General features: G+C 73.5%; 23 protein-coding genes and 1 tRNA gene. 16 read left to right on the forward strand and 8 right to left on the reverse strand.

Annotated features, from left to right (window positions below):
* The first annotated feature begins 38 nt into the window (after positions 1-38).
* The 3 genes from IF27_RS01760 to IF27_RS01770 all read left to right on the forward strand — a co-directional run bounded on the left by IF27_RS01760 (position 39) and on the right by IF27_RS01770 (position 3,502).
* Positions 39-1,469 (forward strand): ATP-binding protein, encoded by a 1,431-nt coding sequence (locus IF27_RS01760; RefSeq protein ID WP_052847886.1) that lies wholly within the window; start codon positions 39-41, stop codon positions 1,467-1,469.
* Between the two features lie 376 nt (positions 1,470-1,845).
* Complete coding sequence (locus IF27_RS01765) at positions 1,846-2,037, forward strand: helix-turn-helix transcriptional regulator (protein ID WP_110945430.1); 192 nt, start codon at positions 1,846-1,848, stop codon at positions 2,035-2,037.
* A gap of 220 nt (positions 2,038-2,257) precedes the next feature.
* Positions 2,258-3,502 (forward strand): tyrosine-type recombinase/integrase, encoded by a 1,245-nt coding sequence (locus tag IF27_RS01770; protein ID WP_338058184.1) that lies wholly within the window; start codon positions 2,258-2,260, stop codon positions 3,500-3,502.
* A 132-nt stretch (positions 3,503-3,634) separates the two neighbouring features.
* Here the strand turns inward: IF27_RS01770 and IF27_RS01775 are convergent.
* Both IF27_RS01775 and IF27_RS01780 read right to left on the reverse strand, forming a co-directional pair.
* Positions 3,635-3,721 (reverse strand) — tRNA-Ser (locus IF27_RS01775).
* A gap of 33 nt (positions 3,722-3,754) precedes the next feature.
* Positions 3,755-5,386 carry a S1C family serine protease gene (locus IF27_RS01780; RefSeq protein WP_052847432.1) on the reverse strand — a complete coding sequence of 544 codons (1,632 nt, stop codon included), beginning with the start codon at positions 5,384-5,386 and terminating at the stop codon, positions 3,755-3,757.
* A gap of 104 nt (positions 5,387-5,490) precedes the next feature.
* On the opposite strand from IF27_RS01780, the gene IF27_RS01785 reads away from it, so the two are divergent.
* From IF27_RS01785 to IF27_RS01795, 3 genes are all read left to right on the forward strand, one after another.
* A complete protein-coding gene (locus tag IF27_RS01785; RefSeq protein WP_052847433.1) occupies positions 5,491-6,279 on the forward strand; it encodes a glycerophosphodiester phosphodiesterase family protein in 789 nt (262 codons plus the stop codon).
* A 178-nt stretch (positions 6,280-6,457) separates the two neighbouring features.
* Positions 6,458-6,850, forward strand: a complete 393-nt coding sequence (locus IF27_RS01790) for an ATP-binding protein (RefSeq protein WP_110945432.1) — start codon at positions 6,458-6,460, stop codon at positions 6,848-6,850.
* 50 nt (positions 6,851-6,900) lie between these two features.
* Positions 6,901-7,860, forward strand: coding sequence for a DUF5926 family protein (locus tag IF27_RS01795; protein WP_052847435.1), 960 nt, complete (start codon positions 6,901-6,903; stop codon positions 7,858-7,860).
* Positions 7,861-8,102: 242 nt separating this feature from the next.
* Here the strand turns inward: IF27_RS01795 and IF27_RS01800 are convergent, their stop codons facing one another.
* On the reverse strand, positions 8,103-8,771 hold the full coding sequence (locus IF27_RS01800) for a bifunctional DNA primase/polymerase (protein ID WP_052847436.1): 669 nt from the start codon (positions 8,769-8,771) through the stop codon (positions 8,103-8,105).
* A 355-nt stretch (positions 8,772-9,126) separates the two neighbouring features.
* Between IF27_RS01800 and IF27_RS01805 the strand changes: the two genes are divergently transcribed.
* Complete coding sequence (locus IF27_RS01805; protein ID WP_052847437.1) at positions 9,127-10,521, forward strand: PP2C family protein-serine/threonine phosphatase; 1,395 nt, start codon at positions 9,127-9,129, stop codon at positions 10,519-10,521.
* Positions 10,522-10,636: 115 nt separating this feature from the next.
* Entirely contained in the window at positions 10,637-12,139 is a 1,503-nt protein-coding gene (locus IF27_RS01810; RefSeq protein ID WP_052847438.1) for an aminopeptidase P family protein, read from the forward strand.
* A gap of 12 nt (positions 12,140-12,151) precedes the next feature.
* On the opposite strand, the gene speD is transcribed toward IF27_RS01810, so the two are convergent.
* The 3 genes from speD to IF27_RS01825 all read right to left on the reverse strand — a co-directional run bounded on the left by speD (position 12,152) and on the right by IF27_RS01825 (position 14,116).
* Positions 12,152-12,589: an S-adenosylmethionine decarboxylase gene (gene speD, locus IF27_RS01815; protein ID WP_223290870.1), complete on the reverse strand. Its 438-nt coding sequence runs from the start codon at positions 12,587-12,589 to the stop codon at positions 12,152-12,154.
* A 97-nt stretch (positions 12,590-12,686) separates the two neighbouring features.
* Positions 12,687-13,169 carry a peptidylprolyl isomerase gene (locus tag IF27_RS01820; RefSeq protein ID WP_052847889.1) on the reverse strand — a complete coding sequence of 161 codons (483 nt, stop codon included), beginning with the start codon at positions 13,167-13,169 and terminating at the stop codon, positions 12,687-12,689.
* A 353-nt stretch (positions 13,170-13,522) separates the two neighbouring features.
* Entirely contained in the window at positions 13,523-14,116 is a 594-nt protein-coding gene (locus tag IF27_RS01825; protein WP_052847439.1) for an AAA family ATPase, read from the reverse strand.
* Between the two features lie 158 nt (positions 14,117-14,274).
* On the opposite strand from IF27_RS01825, the gene IF27_RS01830 reads away from it, so the two are divergent.
* Positions 14,275-14,949 (forward strand): DedA family protein, encoded by a 675-nt coding sequence (locus tag IF27_RS01830; RefSeq protein WP_052847440.1) that lies wholly within the window; start codon positions 14,275-14,277, stop codon positions 14,947-14,949.
* Positions 14,950-14,961: 12 nt separating this feature from the next.
* Here IF27_RS01830 and tatA read toward each other — a convergent pair whose 3' ends face one another.
* Both tatA and IF27_RS01840 read right to left on the reverse strand, forming a co-directional pair.
* Complete coding sequence (tatA, locus tag IF27_RS01835) at positions 14,962-15,240, reverse strand: Sec-independent protein translocase subunit TatA (protein ID WP_052847441.1); 279 nt, start codon at positions 15,238-15,240, stop codon at positions 14,962-14,964.
* A gap of 128 nt (positions 15,241-15,368) precedes the next feature.
* Complete coding sequence (locus IF27_RS01840; RefSeq protein WP_052847442.1) at positions 15,369-15,812, reverse strand: ATP-binding protein; 444 nt, start codon at positions 15,810-15,812, stop codon at positions 15,369-15,371.
* A 223-nt stretch (positions 15,813-16,035) separates the two neighbouring features.
* Between IF27_RS01840 and IF27_RS01845 the strand changes: the two genes are divergently transcribed.
* The 7 genes from IF27_RS01845 (at position 16,036) to pheA (ending at position 23,109) form a co-directional block, all read left to right on the forward strand.
* Entirely contained in the window at positions 16,036-16,773 is a 738-nt protein-coding gene (locus IF27_RS01845) for a hypothetical protein (protein ID WP_052847443.1), read from the forward strand.
* Positions 16,774-16,868: 95 nt separating this feature from the next.
* Positions 16,869-17,618, forward strand: coding sequence for a YcnI family copper-binding membrane protein (locus tag IF27_RS01850; protein WP_052847444.1), 750 nt, complete (start codon positions 16,869-16,871; stop codon positions 17,616-17,618).
* 91 nt (positions 17,619-17,709) lie between these two features.
* On the forward strand, positions 17,710-18,372 hold the full coding sequence (locus IF27_RS01855; RefSeq protein ID WP_052847445.1) for an SCO family protein: 663 nt from the start codon (positions 17,710-17,712) through the stop codon (positions 18,370-18,372).
* The gene (locus IF27_RS01860) at positions 18,369-18,839 is read left to right on the forward strand and encodes a copper chaperone PCu(A)C (protein ID WP_052847446.1); all 471 of its coding nucleotides are present in this window, start codon (positions 18,369-18,371) and stop codon (positions 18,837-18,839) included. The genes IF27_RS01855 and IF27_RS01860 overlap by 4 nt, the downstream gene beginning before the upstream one ends.
* Before the next feature lie 10 nt (positions 18,840-18,849).
* Positions 18,850-20,856 (forward strand): copper resistance CopC/CopD family protein, encoded by a 2,007-nt coding sequence (locus tag IF27_RS01865; RefSeq protein ID WP_052847447.1) that lies wholly within the window; start codon positions 18,850-18,852, stop codon positions 20,854-20,856.
* 38 nt (positions 20,857-20,894) lie between these two features.
* Entirely contained in the window at positions 20,895-22,127 is a 1,233-nt protein-coding gene (efeB, locus tag IF27_RS01870; RefSeq protein WP_052847448.1) for an iron uptake transporter deferrochelatase/peroxidase subunit, read from the forward strand.
* Positions 22,128-22,170: 43 nt separating this feature from the next.
* Positions 22,171-23,109 carry a prephenate dehydratase gene (gene pheA, locus IF27_RS01875; RefSeq protein ID WP_052847449.1) on the forward strand — a complete coding sequence of 313 codons (939 nt, stop codon included), beginning with the start codon at positions 22,171-22,173 and terminating at the stop codon, positions 23,107-23,109.
* Positions 23,110-23,225 lie beyond the last annotated feature (116 nt).

Consider the following 23,225-nt stretch of genomic DNA (forward strand, 5'->3'; position numbering starts at 1 on the left):
ACAAGCCGGCCGTGCGCGAGGTGATCGTGAAGTACGCGATGGAGCACTTCGCGTACTTCCGCACCCCGGACGGCACCCCCTACGCCCAGCGGAACGGCCGCCCCATCGCCCGCCCGCTCAAGAGCCAGGGAGTCGCCGGCAGCCACCGGCAGGAACTCATGCTCGACATGTTCCACGAAGGACTGGGGCTGTTCAGCGGCACGGCCATGAAGGAAGCCCTGGAACTGATCGAGGCCCTGACCATCAGCGGCACCCTGCGGCCCGTGCACATCCGCGTCGCCCCCTGCGGCACCACGCCCGGGGTCACCTGGCTCGACCTCGGCCGCGACGACGGCCGATCCGTACGCATCGCGCCCGGCGGATGGGAGGTGCGCGTGCCATCCGCCGACGAAGTGGTGTGGCGGCGTACCCAGCTCACCGGCGAACTCCCCGAACCCGCGACCGGTCACGGCCTGGCGGGCATCGACCGGCTGTGGAGCCTGTGCAACTTCTCCGACCCCGAGTCCTCCGCCCTGGCCATCGCATGGCTGCTCGGCTGCCTCGATCCGGGAGTGCCCGTGCCGGCGCCGTTCCTCACCGGGCCGCAGGGAGCGGGGAAGTCCACCACGGCGCGGATGCTGACCCGGGTGATCGAGGGCATGAGCGCCGACCTGCGCCGTCCCCCGAAGGATGAGGACGGCCTGATCACCGCCGTCGCAGCCGGATGGATCACCCCGCTCGACAACCTCTCGCACCTCTCAGCCGACATGTCCGACCTGATGTGCTGCATCGTCACCGGCGCCGAAACCATCAAGCGCGCGCTGTTCACGGACGGCGACGTGCACCGCTCCCGCTACCGCAAGCCGCTGCTGATCACCGGGATCGACGTGGGCGTGATCCGGCCCGATCTCGGCGAACGCCTCCTCCACCTCAAGCTCGAACGCCCCGGACAGCGCAGGTCCGAAGCCGACCTGTGGGCGGAGTTCGCCGAAGTCCTTCCCGTGATCCTCGGCGGCCTGCTCGATCTGGCCGTCACCGTTCGCGCACAGGACACCGAAGTGCCCGCCGACCTGCGCATGGCCGACTTCGCCCGGCTGTGCGCCCAGTTCGACCAGGTGCACCACCTCGGCGCGCTGACCGCCTACCGGGCCAGTCTGGACGACCTGACGGACGACGTGATCGAGGGCGATGTCGTGGCGCAGACCGTGCTTCGGTACGCCGCCACGGCGGGCGGGGGACCTGTCCGTCAGTCGGCAACCGTGTGGCTGGACAACCTCACCCGCCTCTACGCCGGAAGCGCCGAGGACACCCCCTACCGGCCCCTGCCGAAGGGATGGCCCACCACCGGCAAAGTGCTCTCCGACCGGCTCAAGCGCCTTCAGCCCACCCTCGCCGCACGCGGCGTCGCGGTCGAATGGGGCCGTCACCCGGGCCAGCAGGACCCCGGGCGGTCCCGATACATCGAGATCACCGCCACCGCCCACACGTGACCCCCAGTAGTGCTTTCAACCGGCTTCTGTCCTAAGTAGGAAAGCTCTGCGTCCCCTGCGTCCCCCTCCGCCTCTCCACACCCCGTGACCTGCGCAAATAGGGGGGACGCAGAGCTGAATCCCTGCGTCCCCTCTGCGTCCCCTGCGTCCCCCCTCCCGTGGTCTCTGCGTCCCCCCTGCGGCCCTGCGTCCCCCTCTGCGTCCCCTCAACGTCGCAGGTCACACGCCCCGGGGGGACGCAGGGGACGAAGGGGACGCACAAATCCGAACCTAAGACATCTGACCGCCGGAACGGCCTCCCTGGTGAAGAAGCCACCCCGGCGCGGGGGTGGTCTCTTCAGACCGATCGGCGGACCTGCCTCTGAGGAGACACGACGTGCCCCGCATCGAAATCCGGCTGACGCTGGCCGAAGTCCTGGACGAAATCCGTATGAGCCGTGCCGCCTTCTACCGCATGCGTGCGCGTGGGCAGGCGCCGAGGCTCGTCAAGTTGCCGAACGGGCAGCTCCGCTGCCGCCGGACGGACTTGGACGCTTGGTGGGGCGAGCAGGACAGCGCCGCCGCCTGATCAGACCCTCCCTCTTCACCACCGTGGGGTGCGCCGAGTCGGCGCACCCCACCTGCGTTTCCCGAGGACGGAATTGCTTACCTACGACGTGCGTATCTGGGGCATCCGGTCCCGCCCGAGCAAGACGGCTCCCTTCCAGCTCCGTTGGCGAGTCGGGACGGAGAGACACCAGCAGCCGTTTCAGACGAAGACCCAGGCGGACGGCCGCCGTTCGGAACTGATGTCCGCCCTGCGCGAGGGGCAGCAGTTCGACACGGAGACCGGCCTTCCGGCCGCCGAGCTGCGGGAGCTGACCTCGCCGACGTGGTACGCCCACGCGTGCGACTACGCGGTGATGAAGTGGCCGAAGGCGGCGGCCAAGCACCGTTCCTCGATCGCCGAGTCGCTGTCCGTCGTGACGGCCGCGCTGGCCAAGAAGAAGCGCGGGGCGCCCTCGGCTCTGCTCCTGCGGCTCGCCTTGCAGCAGTGGGCGTTCCAGTGCCGCAGGGACGACGGCAACCAGTGGAGGAACCGGGCCGCCGTGGAGACGCCGCCGGCCGAGGTGGCGGCGGCGCTCGACTGGATCGCGGAGAACTCCATGAAGGTCACCGAGGTCGCGGAGTCCACGAAAGTCCGGCTGGCGCTCACCGCCTTGTCGCTGCGGCTCGACGGACTCCCGGCCGCCGAGAACACCTTCCGGCGCAAGCGGGCCGTGTTCAGCAACGCGCTGCGGTACGCGGTGGAACGGGAACTGCTGCCTGGCAACCCCCTCGGGCGGATCGACTGGGACCCTCCCCAGACAGACGACGAGGTGGACTTCCAGTACGTGCCGAACCCCCGGCAGGTCCAAGCCCTGCTACGGGGAATCGCCGAGGACGGGGCGCGCGGAGAGCACCTGGAAGCCTTCTTCGGGTGCCTGTACTACGCCGCGATGCGGCCGTCCGAGGTGGCGGCGCTGACCAAGGCGAACTGCCGCCTGCCGGAGACTGGGTGGGGCGAACTGCTGCTGCGGGGGAGTCGCCCCGAGGTGGGATCGGGGTGGACGGACGACGGCCGGTCGTTCGAGGCGCGAGCGCTCAAGCGACGGGCGCGGAACGCGACCCGTGCGGTGCCGATTCCGCCGGTTCTCGTGCAGCTTCTCAGGCGCCACCTGGCGGCGTACGGGACCGCGCCGGACGGTCGGCTGTTCCGGGCGGTCAACGGCGGCAGGGTGCGTTCGACGGAGTACACCGAGGTGTGGAAGCGCGCACGAGTCCGGGCACTCAGCCCGGAGGAAGTTGAGTCGCCGCTGGCCGAGGTGCCGTACTCGCTGCGGCACGCGGGTGTCTCGCTGTGGATCAAGTCGCGTGTCGATCCGGCCGAGGTCGCCCGTCGCGCCGGCCACAGTCCGGCCGTCCTGTGGCGGTTCTACGCGAAGATCCTGCGGGGCCAGCAACATCAGGCGAACGCCCTGATCGACGCCCATCTGGAGAGCGAGACCGGCTGATCGACTGGCCGCAGGTTGGCCACACAGGCTGGTCAAGGGTGAGACAGGGCGGGACACGCCCGTACTGTCCGTGAACGGCGGAGCGGCCCCCGGATGCCGGGGGCCGCTCTGACCTGCTGTTTCCTTCCGCTGCGGAGGCGGTGGGATTTGAACCCACGGTGACATCGCTGCCACGACGGTTTTCAAGACCGTTCCCTTCGGCCGCTCGGGCACGCCTCCTTGAGGTGCCCGCACAGCCTAGCGGTTGGGCCGTCAGTCACCCACGCGCTGTCCGAGGGTGAGGGTCGTCGTGTTCTCCTCGCCGTCCCGCGTGTAGGTGATCTCCACGGAGTCGCCCGGCTCGTAGGTCCAGATCTGGCTGATCAGGGTCGGGCCGCTGTCGATCGGGCGGTCGCCGAAGCGGATGATGACGTCGCCGGGACGGAGGCCGGCCTCGTCCGCCGGGCCGCCGCCGACGACGGCCTCGCTGCCGTCGTTGGTCTGCTCGACGATCGGCGCACCGGCGGTCTGCGCGCCCGAGGCGCCGTTGTCCACCGAGGCCCCGATGATCGGGTAGATCGGCTCGCCGCCCTCGATCAGGTCCTGGGCGACGCGCGCGGCCTGGTTGATCGGGATGGCGAAGCCGAGGCCGATGCTGCCCGCCTCCCCCATGCCGTTCGACGTGGACCTGATCGCCGAGTTGACGCCGATCACCTCGCCGTTCGCGTTCAGGAGGGGGCCGCCCGAGTTGCCCGGGTTGATGGACGCGTCCGTCTGGAGCGCGTTCATGTACGAGGCGCTGGCGCCCTGGCCGTCGCTGGAGGCCACCGGCCGGTCCTTGGCGCTGATGATGCCGGTGGTGACCGTGCCCGAGAGGCCGAACGGCGCGCCGATGGCGATGGTCGCGTCGCCGACGGCCATGCCGTCGGAGTCGCCGAGCGGCAGCGGGGCGAGTTCCCTGCCGTCGAGGTCGGTGAGCCGGATGACGGCCACGTCGTACCCCTCGGCACGGCCCACGACCTCCGCGTCGTAGCTCTCGCCGTCGGAGAACGTGACGCTGAGGGTGCCTCCGTCGGCAGCGGGGGCGACCACATGGTTGTTGGTCATGATGTGGCCCTCCTCGTCGTAGACGAAGCCGGTGCCCGTTCCCGCCTCGGCGCCGTTGCCCGCCTCGATGGTGACGACGCTGGGCAGGGCGGATTCCGCTATCCCGGCGACCGAGTCCGGCGGGCGGGCCACCACGTCGTCGCCGTCACCGCGGCCGGGGGCCGACGCGGCCGGGGACGCGTCGTCGTCCGCGACGAGGTACCCGACACCGCCGCCGACACAACCGGCCACGACCGCGGCGACGAGGATGCCGATCAGCAGCCCGTTGCGCTTCTTCTTGGGCGGAGGGGGCGGCAGCGCCGTCCACGGCTCGGCGGGGGGCAGCGGCCCCACGCCGCCCTGGCCCGGCACCTGGCCGACCGGGGGCGAAGGGGGCAGCGCACGCAGCACGGTGGTCGCGGGGCCCGACGGCTGATCGGCGGGCGGACCGGCAGGGGCGGCCGGGGCGTGCGGGGGCTGGGCCTGGGGCGGCGGCGCCGACTGGTAGGGCGACTGCGGCGGCTGTGCCTGGTGCGGCGGCTGGGGCTGCGGCTGCGGCTGGTAGGGGGACGGCCCCTGCTGCGGAGGCTGGGCGTGGGGCGGCGGGGCCGACTGGTAGGGCGACGGCGGCACCGGGTGGGCCGGAGGCGTCCCGTAGGACGGGGTCGGCTGCTGGGGCGGCGGAGCATAGGGGGACGGCGCACCGGCCGGCGGCTGGGCGGGGGGCTGTGCTGCGGGGGCCGCCGGACCGCTGCCGGTCTCCGGCGCACCGGCCGTCGGCCCGTCCGGCTGACCGGAGCGCTCGTTCTCGGTGCTCACAGCTATCTCCTCGGGTGCACGACAAAGTAGGTGACCAGTGTTGCCCATGACCTGTCAGACGGGCATAAGCCCCGCCCGTCCCCGGCACGTGGCACCATGACGCGGTGACTGCCGACCGCCACCGGATCCAGGTCATCGCGCACAGGGGCTCGTCCGAGGACGCGCCCGAGCACAGCCTGGCGGCCTACCGCAAGGCCATCGACGACGGCGCGGACGCGCTGGAGTGCGACGTCCGGCTGACGGCCGACGGGCACCTGGTCTGCGTGCACGACCGGCGTGTCAACCGTACGTCCAACGGACGCGGGGCGGTGGCCGCGCTCGAACTCGCCGAGCTGGCCGAGCTGGACTTCGGCTCCTGGAAGACGCCGACCGGCGCCGAGACCCCCGACACCGCGGACCCCGAGCGCACCACCGTCCTCACCCTGGAACGGCTGCTGCGCCTGGTCGCCGAGGCGGACCGCCCGGTCGGCCTCGCCATCGAGACGAAGCACCCGACGCGCTGGGCGGGCCGCGTGGAGGAGCGGCTGCTCGACCTGCTGGAGCGCCATCCCGTCCCCGGGCCCGTGCGGGTGATGAGTTTCTCCGCCCGCTCGCTGCACCGCGTACGCGAGTCCGCGCCCGACATGTCCACGGTCTACCTGATGCAGTTCCTCCTGCCCAGGCACCGGACGGGGCGGCTGCCGGACGGCATGCGGATCGCCGGTCCCGGCATCCGCATCCTGCGGCGCGACCCCGGATACGTGGAGCGCGCGCACCGCGCCGGGAACCAGGTGCACGTCTGGACCGTGGACGAACCGGCGGACGTCGCGCTCTGCGCCGAGCTGGGCGTGGACGCCATCATCACGAACCGGCCACGCGCCGTGCGCGAACAGCTCGGCCGGGCGGCGGCCTGATCTCACCGCGTGTGCCCCGGCGCATCCGCTGTGCGTCCCCCCGTTACGACTGCGTCAACACGGAACCGGCGAACGGTTTCCCGACCATGGCGCAAGGGCACGAATCAGGTGGCGTGGGGCTAAGGAGGTCTCGGGGGTGGCGTTGGTGGTGACACAACAGGTACCGACGTCTTCGTCCATGTCGGTGTTCCACGGCCCGTCGGGCGTGGCGACGGCTCGCCGCCGGCTGCGCGCCGAACTGGCCGACAGCGGCGCCGCGGAAGCCGTCATCGACGACGCGGCACTGATCCTTTCCGAACTGCTCAGCAACTCATGGCGGCATGCCCGCCCCCTCCCGGCGAGCCAGGAGGTCAGGGCGGCCTGGTCGCACGACACCGACGGCGCCGTGACGGTGGCCGTCACGGACGGCGGCGGCCCGACGCGGCCGAGACCCGGCTCGCCGTCCCTCACGGCCCGCGGCGGTCGCGGGCTGACGATCATCGGGTCCCTCGCGCGGGCCTGGGGCGTACGCGAGGCGGAGGCGACGGGCACCGTGACCGTATGGGCGGTGCTCGACGGGGAGGACGGCTAGGCTCCCGGACGGTACCCGTACGCCGTCCGCACGCAGGAGACCCGTCCGCCATGGCCAAAAAGCGCCGTCCCAGTTCCCCGCCCAAGCCCGTCACGGGTGAGGTCCCCGTCGTCGGCGCGCGCGAGGCGTGTCCGTGCGGCTCCGGCCGCCGTTACAAGGCATGCCACGGGCGCGCCGCCGCGCAGGCCGCGACCGAGCTGGTCAGGCGCCCCTTCGAGGGCCTGCCGGGCGAGTGCGACTGGGTCGCGCTGCGCGAGCTGGTGCCCGCGGCGACGGTGCCGCTGACGCTGCGGGACGGGCTGCCGGACGGCGTGCCCTCCGTGACGCTGGCGACGGTCCTGCCCATGGCCTGGCCCGCGCTGCGCCGCGACAACGGCGCGGTGCTCCTCGGGGTGCAGAACGACACGGCCACCGGCGACCTGAGCCGCGACCTCGCCGACGTCCTCACCCGCGCGCTCGCCACGGAGCCGGGGAACCCGGTCCCCTCCGCCCGCACCGCGCCGGACGGGCCGCGTCTCCAGGATCTCCTCGACCTGTCCTCGCCGTTCGAGCCGCAGGTGCACGAGGGCTTCGAGTTCTGGCTGGACGACGCCGCGCAGGCGACGCCCGAGGTGACCGCGTCCCTGGAGCGGGCGAACGAGGCGGCGCTGCCCACGGCGCGGCTGGCGGGCGTGTCCGCCGCCTACTGGTGCCGCACGCCGGAGAAGAACCACCTGCGCTGGGTCATGCCGCACGCAGAGGACGACCTGCTGGACGCCCTGGCCCGGCTGCACGCGGCGGGCGCGTCGTCGCTCGGCGAGGGGACGCGTCTCGTCGGTTCGTTCCGCGCGCACGGGCTGACCGTGCCGGTGTGGGACCTGCCGGGCGCGATGGGCGCCGAGGAGTGCGAGAAGCCCGCCGCGGCGTTCGGTGAACGCCTGGCCGAGGCGCTGGCCGCCACGTCGCCGCTCTCCGCGGACGAGCGCCGGGCGCGCAGCGGTCTCACGAACCGTCAGATCACCCTGAGCTGAGGCGGGCCACGCCGCCGGGCGGGCGAGTGATTCCGGTCACAACGCCCCGCCACAGCGGCGTCTTCGGCCAATGTGCGGCCACGCGGGATTTGCGAATCCCCGATCAGTTGTTACCTTCTGAGGTGGGCCCGGTCGCTGGTGCATCCCCCGTCGCCAGCGACCGGGTCCGTCCATGTCGCGCCGCCCGCCTCCCGGGCGGCGTTCTTGCGTCCGCCCCCAGGTCAGGGGCCGGGCGCGCGCGGTCAGTACGCGAGTCTGCTGCCCTGGTCGGGGGCGGTCAGCCCGGCCGCCACCAGGATGTCCAGCAGGTCAGCCGCGCGCGGCAGGGCGATCCGGCCGCCGTCCGCCCTCGGCTCACGGACCCACCAGACGTTCCCGGCGCCGGTGCACGAGGGGGGCAGCGGCACGTAGCCGCCCTCGCCGTGGAAGCGCAGGGAACTGGGCACGTGCTCCCGTTCGGCGAGCAGTTCGCCGAGTTCCGGCAGGCCGTAGGGCTCGACGAGCAGCATCCAGCGCGTGGGGGTCGCCAGCACCGGGCCCGTCGTGACGCCCCGCCGTTCGCAGGCGGCCACCGCGCGGGCACCGGCCAGCGCCGGGAGGCCGAGGGCGCACGGCGCCTGGCCGCCGGTGGCCAGGATGATCGGCGCGGCGGGCTGCTCCGTCCACCACCAGTGGACCATCGCAGGGTCCGTCGTGGCGGCCAGGAGCGGGGGGTCGGCCGGGTGCGCGCCTGGCACCACGCAGTCGGGCCTGGCGCAGGAACAGGTACCGTCCGGGGCGCCCAGGGCACCGGGGAGCACGGGCCAGCGCCAGTCCCGCGCGTACCGCAGGGCGGAGCGGCGCAGGGCGGGGTCGCCGTCCTTGCCGTCTCCGTTTCCGTTCGTGCGTCGCTCTCCGAGGATCTCGCGCATCAGCGCTCGTTCCTTTCCTTCGCGGGTTCGGATACACCACGTGGAACTTCAGATCACCGTGTGCAGCGGGTCGCGCAGTGAGGAGCAGCGGAGGGAGGGGGACCTGACCGCCTCACCCTGTAGGACGCCGGAACTCGTCCATCCGTTCCGATATGTGCACGGTCCGTCCGATCCGCCCCTCGGCCGTGGCCGCCCAGTGGATCGCGCCCCGGGGACACCGCAGTCCGTTTTCCGCCAAAGTCCACACGGCCCGGCCTGTCGGCCCCTGAACGGTCCGCTTCCCTGGGCATCATCCATCACGGCAGGACAATACTGACCTCCGTGGGCCTGCGCTCCCTGACGAAAGTCCTCCCACATGAGCACATCCCCCTCGCCGAAAGTGGCCGGAATCCACTCTTCACTTCCCTCCGTGTCGCAGAATTCCGTGCCGCAGTCCACCGTGCCGCAGTCCGCGCGGCCCCCCGACGGCGCCGCCCGCCCCGGTGACGTCCAGGACCGGCTGGCGTCCTGGATCTCCGACCTGACGACGCTGCACAGCCTGACGGAACGGCTCGCCCGTACGCGTACCCTCGCCGACGCGTTGCATGAGACCTTGCGGGCGGGCGCCGGGCTCGTGGGGGCGCGGCGCGGCCTGGTGAGCCTGCGCCCGGCGGACGGGCTCGGCCCGGAACAGCTGGCGGGACTCGGCCTCGGCCGGGCCGATCTGGGGCACATCGAGACCGTGCCGCGCGGCTTCCACACCGTGCCGGGCGGCGACGGCGAGACGGCCGAGGTGGTGCACCGCGACATCGCGCGGGAGGAGCGGCTGCACCCACGGCACCGCGAGGTCGCCGCGCGCCTCGGCTTCGCCGCCAGCTACGCCGTGCCGCTGACGGCCGACGGCCCCGGGCCGCTCGGCGCGGCGGTGTGGCTGTACGACGAGCCGGGGCAGCCGGACCGGCGCCAGCGGCACCTGCTGGCCCTCTACCTGCGCCAGGCGGGCCAGCACGTCGCCAACCGGCTCGAACTGGCCCGCGCGCGCTCGGCGTTCACGGCAGTCCACGAGGGCCTGCTGCCGCCGCGCCTGCCGCGCGTCCCCGGCGTGACGCTGGCGGTCAGGCACTGCACGGGCCCGCGCGGCGGCGGGGACTTCTACGACGCGCTCGCGCTGCCCGACCAGGCGCTCGGCCTCGCGGTCGGCGGCACGTCGGGCAGCGGCCCGGCCGCCCTCGCGGCCATGGGACGGCTACGGGCCGGGCTGCGCGCCTACGCGGTGATGGAGGGCGAGGACCCGGTCGCCGTCCTGTCCGACCTCGAACTCCTGCTGCGCCTGACCGAGCCGGGCCGCCCGGCGACCGCGCTCTTCGGCTACGCGGAGCCGTCCGCACGCCGCCTCGTCGTGGCCTCGGCCGGTCATCCGCCGCCGCTGGTCGTCGGCCCGGCGCGTGCCGAGTTCGCCGAGACGGCGCTGTCCGCGCCGCTCAACATGCTGGCCTGCTGGGAGGCGCCGAGCGTGGAGCTGGACATCGCGGACGGAGAAACGGTCCTGCTGTACAGCGACGGGCTGTTGCACCGTACGGGCGAGCCGCTCGACCGGGCGTTCGGACGGCTGCGCGACGCCGCGCTCAGCGCCGGGCCCGAGGCGCGCGCCGATCCGGAACTGCTCGTGGACCACGTCCTGCGGACCGTCCGTCCCGCCCAGGACGGCGCCGCGGACCCGTCCGCCGGGAGCGCCGACGACACCGTCCTGCTGGCCGCGCGCTTCGGCTGAGCCCACCCCCGCCCCCGTCCCCGCCACCTCACCGGCCTGTCGCGCGCCGCCCCCCGCCGCATACGATGGACGGGCCGGCCGACGACCGGCGCACCGGCAGGCGAGGAGGCGTGGCATGGCCGAGGAGCAGGCCCGGCGGGAGACCCCGGAGAGCACCACCCCGGACGTGAACGGCGGTGAGCAGCCCGCCGAGGAGCCCGACGAGCGCCAGGACCGGAAGAACAAGGTCACGGCGCAGATCTCCGACGAGCTGGCCGAGAGCATGAAGCGCGGCTGGGCCGACACCGAGCGCGCCGACCTCGCCCCCGTCCCCCAGGCCGCCGACACGGCACGCCGCCGCGCCGCGCTGTCCGCCCGCTTCCCCGGCGAGCGTCTGGTGATTCCGGCCGGGCGCCTGAAGACGCGGTCCAACGACACGGACTACCCCTTCCGCGCCGCCGTCGAGTACGCCTATCTGACCGGCGACCAGACCGAGAACGGCGTCCTGATCCTGGAGCCGGACGCGTCGGGCGGCCACGAGGCGACGCTCTACCTGCTGCCGCGCTCCGACCGGGAGAACGGCGAGTTCTGGCTCAGCGGCCAGGGCGAGCTGTGGGTCGGCCGCCGCAACAGCCTGACCGAGGCCGGGCTGCTCTACGGCCTGCCGGTGGGCGACGTGCGGACCGTCCCCGAGCTGCTGCGCTCGGCGACCGGCCCGGTCCGCGTGGTCCGTTCGCACGACGCCGAGGTCGAGGCGGCGCTGGCGGACAAGATCACCGGCGAGCGTGACCAGGAGCTGACCGTCTTCCTGTCGGAGATGCGCCTCGTCAAGGACGCGTTCGAGATCGCCCAGCTGACCCACGCCTGCGAGGCCACCGCGCGCGGCTTCGAGGACGTGGTCCGGGTGCTGGACAAGGCGCAGGCGACGTCCGAGCGGTACATCGAGGGAACCTTCTTCCTGCGCGCCCGCCTGGAGGGCAACGACGTCGGCTACGGCTCGATCTGCGCCGCAGGTCCGCACGCGGCGACGCTGCACTGGGTGCGCAACGACGGTGCGGTACGCGCCGGGGAGCTGCTGCTGCTCGACGCGGGCGTGGAGACGACCGAGCTGTACACGGCGGACGTGACCCGCACCCTCCCGATCGACGGCCGCTTCACGCCGCTCCAGCGGAAGATCTACGACGCGGTGTTCGACGCCCAGGAGGCGGGCATCGCGGCGGTGAGGCCGGGCGCCAAGTACCGCGACTTCCACCAGGCGGCGCAGCGCGTGCTGGCCGAGAGGCTGGTGGAGTGGGGCCTGATCGAGGGGCCGGTCGAGCGGGTGCTCGACCTCGGGCTCCAGCGCCGCTGGACGCTGCACGGCACGGGACACATGCTCGGGATGGACGTGCACGACTGCGCGGCGGCCCGCCGCGAGACGTACGTCGAGGGCACGCTGGAGCCCGGCATGTGCCTGACGGTGGAGCCGGGGCTCTACTTCCAGCCGGACGACCTGACGGTGCCGGAGGAGTACCGGGGCATCGGCGTCCGGATCGAGGACGACCTCCTCGTCACCGAGGACGGCAACCGCAACCTGTCGGCGGCCCTGCCGCGTCGGGCGGACGACGTCGAGGCGTGGATGGCGCGGCTCACGGCCTGACGCGCCGGGCCGTCAGGGTGTGCTGACGGTCAGGGAGGTGACGGCGCGTGGGACGTGTGCCGTCGTGACGTGCACGGGGGAGAGCGCGGCCTCGACCGAGGCGACCATACGGGCGCCGCTCCCCCGGCCGTACGCGAGGACGTCCACGTGCGCGAGCCGGTGTTCCGGCCAGGTGTGGACGCTGATGTGGGACGCGGACAGCAGGAGGATCGCCGTCACCGCGCCGTTCGGGAAGACGTGGGTGGCCTCGCCGAGGACCGTGGCGCCGCCCGCGGCGGCGGCTGTCCGCAGGATGCCGAGGAGGCGCGGTTCGTCGGTGAGGACGGCCGGGTCGGCGACCCAGAGATCGACGGCGTAGGTGGACATCTCGTCGCCGTACACACCGGACGGCACATCAACGGGAGCCAGCGGCCTGGCTGTTGTCTCCTCGGTGGGTACGTGCGCGGTCACGGCCGCGAGCCTACCATCCGGACATATCGGCTGATCGGCATATGTCCGGACGGTAGGCCCGCAACGGCGTGTGCTGAGGAACCACCAGGTCGGACGGTCAGCCGGTGACCTCGACCGACTCGATGACGACGTCCTCCACCGGCCGCTCGCCCTCGGTCGGGGTGGCGGCGATGGCGTCCACCACCTCACGGCTCGCGGCGTCGGTGACCTCGCCGAAGACGGTGTAGCCGCCGTTCAGGTACTCGGTCTCGGCGACGGTGATGAAGAACTGCGAACCGTTGGTGTCGGGGCCCGCGTTGGCCATCGCCAGGACATAGGGCTCCGCGAACGTCAGCTCGGGGCTCGACTCGTTCGGGAACTGGTAGCCGGGGCCGCCCATCCCGGTGCCCTCGGGGTCGCCGCCCTGGATCATGAAACCGTCGATGACGCGGTGGAAGATCGTGCCGTCGTAGAGCGGCTCCCCGTCCTCCTGGCCCTCGAAGGGCAGCGAACCGTCCGCGAGACCGGCGAAGTTGGTGACCGCGAGGGGGGACTGCTCGGGGAAGAGCGTCACCGCGATGTCGCCCTCGCTGGTGTGGATGGTCGCGGCGGTCGCGTCCGACGGATCGACGCTCGCGGGGCCGCCGAAGGCGGACTCGGGCGGGGTGTCCGCGGGGGGCACCGGATCGGTGGGTTCCTCGGGCGCGGGCACCGTAGGAGTGCTGTCGTCGCCCCCGTCGTCGCCCGACGAGGATTCGGAACCGCAGGCGGTCACCAGGCCGAAGCAGAGAAGCGCGGTCGGCAGCGCGGTCGCCAGCCGCCGTCGGGAGCGGATCATGAAGACGCCTTCCAAAAGTCAGATGAGATGAGGATCCGACCTCACATCATGCACCACAGTGTTCCCGGACGCCTCCCCCCGGTGACCACCGGAACAACGGCCCGCGTTCCGGAACGTCACTCCGGGCGCGCGCCGTCGCCGACGCGGGACTCCGCCAACCGTCCGAGCACGGCGTCCACCGTCTCCTCCGGCGTCTGCGCCGACGTGTCGAGCCACAGCCCGACGCGCGGCGTCCCGGCGCGCAGCGCACGGTCCAGATCCGCCACGGTCCACGCGCCGTACCCCGTCTTCGCCCGGCCCGCCTCCCGCGCCGCGACCACGGCAGGATCGGGGGCGAGCACGACGACGTGGAGCGGCCGGTCGCGCACGAGCCGGGTCCAGTGGGTGAGGTCGTCCCCCAGCACGACGTCCTGCGCGATCGCCGTGAACCCCGCCGCCGCGTACTCCACGGCCACGGCGGCGGTGATCCGGTGGCGCAGCCGCAACTGCGCGGCGGCCTCCCCCGACAGCGCGGAGCCCTCGCCCGGCAGCGGCTCGGCGCGACCGGAGACGATCATGCGGCGGAACGTGTCGCCCCGTACGTGGACCGCCTTCGGCAGCCGCGCGGCGAGGGCCTGCGCGACGGTGGACTTCCCCGCCGCCATGACGCCGGTGACGAGGACGACGGAGCCGGGCGGCGGCCCCGGCGCAGGAACGGGCTCACTGGGCATCCGGCGACTCTCACAGGTGGCCGCGCCGCGTGCCAGCGGATATCCCCGGGGCGGCACCGGCCGGGCGCGTGGCGAGGCGCCGGGCGGCGGGAGGCCGCGTTGGTAGCCTGGCCGGAAGGCCGGAGGACCACCTCCGGCGGTGCACCCGAGGTTTTCCCATGGACACTCTGGCCCTCGGCCCCAGCTGGCTCGACCCGGAATCCCTGATCCAGTCCTTCGGGCTGATCGGCATCCTGATCGTCGTGTTCGCCGAGTCGGGCCTGCTCATCGGCTTCTTCCTGCCGGGCGACTCGCTGCTGTTCACCTCGGGGATGCTCGTCTCCACCGGCCAGTACCTGCACCATCCGCTGTGGCTGGTGTGCGTCCTGGTGGTGGTCGCGGCCGTGCTCGGCGACCAGGTCGGCTACCTCTTCGGCCGCAAGGTGGGGCCCTCGCTGTTCCGGCGGCCGGACTCGCGGCTGTTCAAGCAGGAGAACGTCGAGAAGGCGAGCGTCTTCTTCGCGCGGCACGGGGCGAAGTCCCTGGTGCTGGCCCGCTTCGTCCCGATCGTGCGGACGTTCACGCCGATCGTCGCGGGCGTGAGCCGCATGGACTACCGCTCGTTCGTCGTCTTCAACGTCATCGGCGGCGTGCTGTGGGGCGCAGGCGTGACGCTGCTGGGCGCCGCGCTCGGGCAGATCGGCGCGGTGCGGGACCACATCGAGCTGATGCTCGTCGCGATCGTGCTGCTGTCCGTCGCGCCGATCGCCGTCGAGTACCTGCGCGCGCGGCGCTCCCCTGCGACCGGCGCGGCCGAGGCCGCACCGGCCCACGGGCGGCACGCGAAGCGCTGAGCGGTCGGCCGCTCAGCTCTGCGCGGTGTGCTTCTCCGTCACCGGCTGGGCCGAGGTGACGTCACCCGGCGCGGCCTGGATGGTGCGCGGCACGACCGGCTGCGGCGCCGGTCCGTCGCCCTTGGCGGGCTCCGCGGTCTTCCCCTCGGCGCGCATGGCGGCGGTCTCGCTCTTCAGGATGCGCGCCGACTTGCCGAGGGACCTGGCGATGTCGGGCAGCCGCTTCGCACCGAAGACCAGCAGCACGACGATTGCCAGAAGTACCAGTTCCCTGGGTCCGATCTGGCCCATGAGTCCACCTCCGCGGAACGGGGGGACGCGTCCGCGCGTCCCTCACCCTTGCGCCACGGTAACCCGGCGGACCGGAAGAAAACAGGAGTCCTCCGCACATCTGTTCCCGGACCAGGGGATTCCCGTGCTCAGGAGACGCGCAGCAGCGCGCCCTCGCGCCATTTGAGTACCTTGTCGAACGTGATCACCGCGCCGCCGCTGCCCGGCTGGTTGCCGAACCGTACGCGGTCGGACAGGGCCTCGATCAGCCCCAGGCCACGCCCGCCGAGGGCCGGTTCACGGGCCGGTCCCGACACCGGGGGGAGCCAGCCACCGGCCGGGAAGCCCGGCCCGCTGTCGGTGACCTCGATACGGCAGACGTCGCCGCTGATCGACGCGGTCACCCGGTAGACACCGGACCGCTCACCGGCGTGCCGCACGGCGTTGGAGCAGGCCTCGGAGAGGGCGACCGACAGTTCGTGGGAGATCTCGGCGTCCACCCCCGCCGCCTCCATCGCGCCGAGCAGCAGCCGGCGCGCGAGCGGGACGCTGGCCGCTTCCCGCCGCAGTTGGAGAGACCACCAGATGCTCATGCTCCAGCCTCCTTCCGGTCGCGCTCCGACATGTCTGTAGGTATTGCCTACCGGCGCGTGCCGTAAGCGCGCGGGGGACGCAACACCCCCGTTCGGCGGACGAATCACCACGAATCATGGCAAAAGGTGACGGAGTGTCCCGGAGTGGGCGGCTGTTCCGGTTTCCGCCCGGTGCCTCCCCACCGGTGCTCCCCCGACATCCCGATGAGATGATGGCCGCGCCATGCGTGCCGGAGCCGATCTGCGACTGCTGCGAGCCGCGGTACTCGCCGCGGCGTGCGCCACGCTGGCCGCGGCCGGGCACCTGTCCGCGAGCGGGACCTCCGTCAGTCCGTGGGCGCTGGCCGCCGGATGGGCCGCCGCGTTCGCCGTCGCGGTCCCGCTGGCCGGGCGCGAACGCCGCTCGGTCGCCGCGTTCGCCGCGTTCCTCGGCATCGGGCAGCTCGCCCTGCACAGCCTCTACACCCTCGGCGCCGGTACGTCCGCCACCACGCAGCACCACGGCGACAGCGGCCCCGTCGCCCAGGCCCGGCTGCTGCTGTGCAACGACCACGCGCTCACGCTGACCGACGCCTCCGCGACCCGGATCGTGCGCGCCGCCGGACTGGACCCCGTCGCCCCCGCGTCCAGCGCTGGGGCCCACGGACTGCTGCCCACCGGCGGCATGCTGCTCGCCCACCTCCTCGCCGCCCTGGCAGCCGGATGGCTGCTGCGCAGTGGGGAAGCGGCGCTGTGGCGCCTCGTGCGCCTCGCCGCGCATGGCCCCCTTCCGCTACGGCGCGCCATGGTGCTCGCCGTCTCCCTGTACGCCGGGCTGCTGCCGGACGCCCCGTCCCCCGTACGCCCCGCGCGTACCGCGCACCACCCGACGCCCGCGACCCGCGGGACGCCGCTGCCCGACACCGTGACGCGGCGCGGGCCTCCCGTACGGACGGCGCGCCTCTTCGCGCTCCCGGCCTGACGCACTCCCCCGGACACCGGACGGGACGGGTGCGCCATGGCCGCGCGCCCAGAAATCCCCTTCCGTCCGTCCTTCTTCCTCCACGGAGTGCCTTCATGCAGCGCACACGTCTGGCCGCCCTCACCCTCGTGGCAGCGGCCACGGCCACCGTCCTCGCGGCCACCGCGCCCACCGCCTCGGCGCACGTCAGCATCGACCCCGCCGAAGCCTCGCAGGGCGGCTACAGCACCATCGGCGTCAAGGTCCCCAACGAGCGGGACGACGCCTCGACCATCCGGCTCGAACTGCACCTCGACCCCGAGCACCCGCTGGCGTCCGTCATGCCGCAGCCGGTGCCTGGCTGGGAGGTGACGGTGGAGACCGCTCCCCTGGACGAGCCGATCGAGGTGCACGGCAGCCCGCTCACCGAGGCGCCGAGCGTCATCACCTGGACCGGCGGGGAGATCGGGCCCGGCGAGTTCCAGGAGTTCCCGCTGTCGGTCGGGCCGCTGCCCGAGGACGCGGACCAGCTGGTGTTCGACGCGGTCCAGACGTACGACAACGACGAGATCGTCCGGTGGATCGAGGAGCCGGGCGCGGACGGCGCCGAGGTGGAGAGCCCCTCGCCCGTCCTGACGCTGGTCCCCGGTGAAGGGGGCCACGGGCACGACGACGAGGCGGACGACGCCGCGAACGGCGAGGACGCCGAGGCCGCCGCCTCCGACACGCACGGGGAGGCCGCCGCCGCGTCCGACGAGGACTCGGCGGACACCATGGCACGGGTGCTCGGTGTCGCGGGCATCGTCGTCGGCCTGGCGGGCGTCGCGTTCGGCGTCCTGGCGGGCCGCCGCCGTACCGGCGCCTGACCGTAGGACCCCCGGGTCCCGCGCGGGACGGGCGAGCGCCCGTCCCGCGCCTTCCCCCCTTCTCCTCGCACCGTCCACAGAAACGTTCCTCATGCACCTGCGCAGAATCACCACCGCGGCCGTCGCCGCCACCACCGTCCTCGCCCTCGCCTCCTGCGGCAGCGACGACGGAGGGGACGGCGGCGACGGCACACCCGCCGCCGAGATCTCCGGCGGCCAGGCGCCCGACGAGGGCACCGTGCTCGACACCCCGTTCGACAAGCCCGACCTGGTCCTCACCGACACCGACGGGCAGCCGTACGACCTGCGGGCCGAGACGGCAGGGCACGCCACGCTGCTCTACTTCGGCTACACCAACTGCCCCGACATCTGCCCGCTGACGATGAGCAACATCGCCGTCGCGACCGCGGGGCTCACCGACGAGCAGCGCGCCGACCTGCGCGTCGTCTTCGTCACGACCGACCCCGAGCGGGACACCCCCGAGTCGCTCGGCACCTGGCTCGACGCCCAGGACCCCGACTTCACCGGCCTGACGGGCGACTTCACCGCCGTCCAGGAGGCCGCCGAGTCGGTGGGCGTCTACATCGAGCCGTCCTTCGAGGACGACGACGGGAGCATCGTCTCCACGCACGGCACGCAGGTGGTCGGCTTCCTGCCGACCGACGACCTCGGCCACGTCCTGTACTCCGAGGGCGTGACGGCCCGGACGTTCGAACGTGACCTGCCGAAGCTCATCGAAGGGGAGCTGCCGTGAGGCCCGCGGGCGCCGCCGCCCTCCTGCTCGCGCTCGCCCTGCCCCTCGGCCTGACCGGCTGCGGCGGCGAGGGGGACGGAGGCGGGGACGGCTCGGGCGGCGCGCCGGAGCTGACCGTCTCCGGCGCGTACGTGCCCCGGCCGCCGACCGCCGACGTCGCGGGCGCGTTCCTCGTCATCGAGAACGCGGGCGGCGCCGACGACACCCTCACCTCCGTCACCAGCGAGGCCGCCGGATCCGTCGAGATCCACGAGACGGTGGACAACGCCATGCGGCAGGTGTCGTCCCTCACCGTCCCTGCGGGCGGCAGCCTCGCCCTCGACCGGGGTGGCAACCACCTGATGCTCATGGAACTGCGCGACCGCCCCGCCGAGGGCGACACCGTACCGATCGAACTCCACTTCGAGACCTCCGCGCCGATCACCCTCGACGTGCCGGTCGAAGCCGCGAACCACACCGGGGAGTGAGAGCACCGCCATGACCACACCACGCCGTCCCACCGGGCCCCGCGCCCCCGCGCGCCGCGCCGTACGTGCCCTGCTGCTGACGGCCGCCGCCGCGTTCGCGGCGCTGCTGCTCGCCGCCCCACCGGCGGGCGCGCACGCCGTGCTCACCGGCACGGACCCGGAGGACGGCGCGGTGGTCGCCGGGGCGCCCGCCTCGGTCGGCCTCACCTTCTCCGAGAGCGTGTCGGCCGCCGCCGACGGCATCCGCGTCCTCGCCCCCGACGGCGAACGCGCGGACACGGGCGACGCGAGCGGCAGCGGCACGGAGCACGGCGTCGCCCTGCGCGACGGCCTGGACGACGGCACGTACACCGTGACCTGGCACGTCGTCTCCGCCGACAGCCACCCGATCTCCGGGGCGTTCACCTTCTCCATCGGCGCCCCGTCCGCGAGCAGCGTCGATCTGGCGGCGGTCTCCGCCACGGGTGACGACGGCGCCGTCGGCCTGCTGTACGACATCGGCAGGTACGTCTCCTACGGGGGCTTCACGCTGCTGGTCGGCTCCTGCGTCTTCGCGCTGGCGTGCTGGCCCGCCGCGTCCGCACTGCGCGCGCTCCAGCGCGTGACCCTCGTGGGGTGGAGCGCACTGACGGCCGGGACTGTGGCGCTCCTGCTGCTGCGCACCCCCTACACCGGCACGGGTGACCTCACAGATGTACTCGACCTCGGTGGGCTGCGCGACGTGGTGGAGACGCGTACCGGCACGGCCCTGGTCACCCGGCTGCTGCTGGCCGCCGCGGCCGGGGCGTTCATCGCGCTGCTGTACGGCCGCTACGCGCGGCTGCGTACCGCGGACGCGGTACCTCTTCCGGGTGACGGCGAGGAACTGGACGAGGACGACGCGGACGAGGCCGCCTACCTGGCGGAGGCGCACGCGCAGCGGGTACGCGACCTGACGTTCGGCCTCGCGCTGAGCGGCGCCATCCTGGCCGTCGGCATCGCCGCGACCTGGGCCATGTCGGAACACGCGTCCACCGGGCGGCAGACCGGCCTCGCCGTCCCGGCCGACATCGTGCACCTGCTGGCCGTCGGCGCATGGCTCGGCGGGCTGGTCTCGCTGCTGGTGCTGCTCGCGCGGGCGCCGGTCCCCGTGCCGCGCGACGCCGTACGCCGCTTCTCCGCGATCGCGCTCGGCGCGGTCGCCGTCCTGGCGGTGACCGGGCTCTACCAGTCGTGGCGGCAGGTCGGCCTGTCGTGGGACGGCCTGACCGGGACGACGTACGGGCAGCTGCTGCTCGTCAAGGTGGCGCTGGTGGCGGTGCTGGTGGCCGTCGCCGGTCTCTCGCGCCGCTGGACGGCGCGGCTGGCCGACCGTACGGCGGACGAGGCGCCCCGTCCGGTGCCGGTCGGCGCGGCCGACACCCCCGACACCGCCGACGCCCCCGACACCGAGCGCGCCAGGCAGCTCGCGCGGCAGCGGGCCGCCCTCGACAGGACCGCCCGCCGCAAGGCGCGCGACGCCGACACGGAACGGGCCGGGCTGCGCCGTTCCGTCCTCGTCGAGACGGGCATAGCCGCCGTGCTGCTCGCCGTCACGACCGCGCTCACCGCCGCCACGCCCGCCCACACGGCCGAGGAGACGGGGACGAGCGCGACGGGCGGCGCGGGCGACGGGCAGGCCGCCCCGGAACCGGCGGGCCCCGTCTCGGTGTCCGTGCCGTACGACGCCGGCGGCGAGGGGGGCGCGGGCACGGCCGGTGTCGAGCTGTCCCCCGCCCGCACCGGCGGCAACACGCTGCACGTCCTGCTCACCGACCCGTCGGGCGCCGTCTCGGACGCCGAGGAGATCGGCGTCGCGCTCACGCTCCCGGCCGAGGAGATCGGCCCGCTGCGCCACGAGGCGCTGCACGTGGACGTCGGCCACTGGACCGTCCCCGACGTCCAGTTCCCGCGCCCGGGCGACTGGGAGCTGGCGCTCACGATCCGCACCTCCGACATCGACCAGGTGACGGTGACCACCACCGTCCCCATCGGCTGACCCCCCGTACCGCACAACAGAACTCCGCGAGACCCGACATGCCCGACATCTCACGCCGCCGCCTCCTCACCACGACAGGTGCCGCGGGCGCCGCCGGCCTCGCCCTGGGCGCGGCCGGTGGCGGCGCCCTCGGCCACGCCACCGCCGACACCGAGGGCGACGCCGCGCCCGCGCTGGCCACGGTCGGCGCGACGGCCGTCCCGTTCCACGGCACGCGCCAGCCCGGCATCACGACACCGATGCAGGCGCACGGCCACCTCGCCGCCTTCGACCTCCTCCCGGCCGCCGGGCGGCGGGAGGCCGCCGCGCTGCTGCGCCACTGGTCGGCCCTGTCCGCCGACCTGATGGCGGGCGAGGGGCCGCGGGACGACACGGGCATCGCGCTCGACGCCGGACCCGCCTCGCTGACCGTCACGTTCGGCCTCGGCCACGGCTTCTTCGACGCGACCGGCCTGGCGTCCGCGCGCCCCGCCGCCCTCGACCCGCTGCCCGCCTTCTCCGCGGACGCCCTGGACCCGGCACGCTCCGGCGGCCACCTGTGGGTCCAGATCGGCGCGGACGACGGGCTGGTGGCGTTCCGCGCCCTGCGGACGCTCCAGCGCGCGGCTGCGGGCACGGCCGAGGTCCGCTGGACCATGGGCGGCTTCAACCGGAGCCCGGGGGCGACCGCCCGCCCCATGACGACGCGCAACCTCATGGGGCAGGTGGACGGCACCAACAACCCCGACCCGGCGGACGACGACTTCGACGCCCGCGTCTTCGTCCCGGCGGACGGCGACCCCGCGTGGATGGCGCACGGCTCCTACGCCGTGGTGCGCCGCATCCGGATGCTGCTCGACACCTGGGACGCGCTGCCGACGGACACGCGCGAGCGCGTGATCGGACGCCGTACGTCCGACGGCGCGCCGCTGACCGGCGGCTCGGAGACGTCGCCCGTCGATCTGGACGCGACCGACGGCGAGGGGCGTCCCGTCATCGCGGCGAACGCCCACGTCCGCGTGACCTCGCCCGACACCAACGGGGGAGCGGCGATGCTGCGGCGCCCGTTCTCCTACCACGACGGCTTCCTGGACGACGGGAGCCCGGACGCCGGGCTGCTGTTCATCTGCTGGCAGGCCGACCCGCTGCGGGGGTTCGTGCCGGTGCAGCGCAAGCTCGACCGGGGGGACGCGCTGTCGGAGTTCGTCCGGCACGAGGCGAGCGCGCTGTTCGCCGTGCCGGGGGGCGCTGCACAGGGTGAGTACGTGGGTCAACGGCTGCTCGAAGGCTGAGACCGGGGCGCAGGGGCGGCGGGCGCGCCGCTAACGTGGCGTCATGACAGCTTCGAGCCGCTACGCGTATCTCGGTCCCGAGGGCACCTTCACCGAGGCGGCGCTGCGCACGCTGCCCGAGGCGGCCACCCGCGAGCTGGTGCCGATGATCTCGGTGCCCGCGGCCCTGGACGCCGTGCGGACGGGGGAGGCGGCGGCGGCGCTCGTGCCGATCGAGAACTCGGTGGAGGGCGGCGTCACGGCGACGGTGGACGAACTGGCGTCGGGCAAGCAGCTGATGATCTACCGCGAGGTGCTGCTGCCGATCGCGTTCGCCCTGCTCGTGCGGCCGGGGACGGCGATCGACGCGATCAAGACGGTCACCGGGCACCCGGTGGCGCAGCCGCAGGTGCGGGACTGGCTGGCCCGTTTCCTGCCGGACGCGCAGTGGGAGTCGGCGGCGTCCAACGCGGACGGCGCGCGGCTGGTGCGGGACGGGCGGTACGACGCGGCGTTCGCCGGTGAGTTCGCGGCGTCGATCTACGGGCTCGAACCGCTCGTGACGGACATCCACGACGCGCACAACGCGACGACGCGGTTCGTGCTCGTCGGGCGCCCGGCGCGCCCGGCGGCGCCGACCGGGGCGGACAAGACGTCGGTGGTGCTGTGGCTGCGGGCCGACCGTCCCGGCGCGCTGCTCGACGTGCTCCAGGAGTACGCGTCGTCCGGCGTGAACCTGATGCGCATCGAGTCGCGGCCGACCGGCAAGGGCATCGGGCAGTACAGCTTCTCGGCCGACTGCGAGGGGCATGTCGAGGACCGGCGGGTCGGGGAGGTGCTGATGGGCCTGCGGCGGCTGTGCGCCGACATCAGGTACCTGGGGTCGTACCCGAGGGCCGACCACGTCGAGCCGACGATCAGGGCGGGCACGACGGACGAGGATTTCCTGACCTCGGCGGACTGGCTGACGCGCTGTCTCGACGGGCGGCACGGCGGCGCGTGACGCGTGCCCGCGCCCCTTTTCCGTGCGGTGGGGGACGGCCTGGGGACGGACCTGTGGATGAACGGCCGAGTTATCCACAGGGGAGCCCCGGCGGCTGTGTACAAGTCGATACGGCC

It is taken from the genome of Streptomyces avicenniae, assembly GCF_000719135.1.
Lineage (GTDB): Bacteria > Actinomycetota > Actinomycetes > Streptomycetales > Streptomycetaceae > Streptomyces > Streptomyces avicenniae.

Excerpts from the sequence above, each read along its gene's own strand:
- IF27_RS01855 (WP_052847445.1), top strand. The coding sequence starts at position 17,710 with ATGCACCTGCGCAGAATCACCACCGCGGCCGTCGCCGCCACCACCGTC.
- IF27_RS01810 (WP_052847438.1), top strand. The coding sequence starts at position 10,637 with ATGGCCGAGGAGCAGGCCCGGCGGGAGACCCCGGAGAGCACCACCCCG.
- IF27_RS01770 (WP_338058184.1), top strand. The coding sequence starts at position 2,258 with ATGTCCGCCCTGCGCGAGGGGCAGCAGTTCGACACGGAGACCGGCCTT.
- IF27_RS01865 (WP_052847447.1), top strand. The coding sequence starts at position 18,850 with ATGACCACACCACGCCGTCCCACCGGGCCCCGCGCCCCCGCGCGCCGC.
- IF27_RS01825 (WP_052847439.1), bottom strand. The coding sequence starts at position 14,116 with ATGCCCAGTGAGCCCGTTCCTGCGCCGGGGCCGCCGCCCGGCTCCGTC.
- efeB (WP_052847448.1), top strand. The coding sequence starts at position 20,895 with ATGCCCGACATCTCACGCCGCCGCCTCCTCACCACGACAGGTGCCGCG.
- IF27_RS01845 (WP_052847443.1), top strand. The coding sequence starts at position 16,036 with ATGCGTGCCGGAGCCGATCTGCGACTGCTGCGAGCCGCGGTACTCGCC.
- IF27_RS01790 (WP_110945432.1), top strand. The coding sequence starts at position 6,458 with ATGTCGGTGTTCCACGGCCCGTCGGGCGTGGCGACGGCTCGCCGCCGG.
- IF27_RS01830 (WP_052847440.1), top strand. The coding sequence starts at position 14,275 with ATGGACACTCTGGCCCTCGGCCCCAGCTGGCTCGACCCGGAATCCCTG.
- IF27_RS01850 (WP_052847444.1), top strand. The coding sequence starts at position 16,869 with ATGCAGCGCACACGTCTGGCCGCCCTCACCCTCGTGGCAGCGGCCACG.
- IF27_RS01840 (WP_052847442.1), bottom strand. The coding sequence starts at position 15,812 with ATGAGCATCTGGTGGTCTCTCCAACTGCGGCGGGAAGCGGCCAGCGTC.
- IF27_RS01800 (WP_052847436.1), bottom strand. The coding sequence starts at position 8,771 with ATGCGCGAGATCCTCGGAGAGCGACGCACGAACGGAAACGGAGACGGC.
- IF27_RS01760 (WP_052847886.1), top strand. The coding sequence starts at position 39 with ATGGAGCACTTCGCGTACTTCCGCACCCCGGACGGCACCCCCTACGCC.
- tatA (WP_052847441.1), bottom strand. The coding sequence starts at position 15,240 with ATGGGCCAGATCGGACCCAGGGAACTGGTACTTCTGGCAATCGTCGTG.
- pheA (WP_052847449.1), top strand. The coding sequence starts at position 22,171 with ATGACAGCTTCGAGCCGCTACGCGTATCTCGGTCCCGAGGGCACCTTC.
- IF27_RS01795 (WP_052847435.1), top strand. The coding sequence starts at position 6,901 with ATGGCCAAAAAGCGCCGTCCCAGTTCCCCGCCCAAGCCCGTCACGGGT.
- IF27_RS01805 (WP_052847437.1), top strand. The coding sequence starts at position 9,127 with ATGAGCACATCCCCCTCGCCGAAAGTGGCCGGAATCCACTCTTCACTT.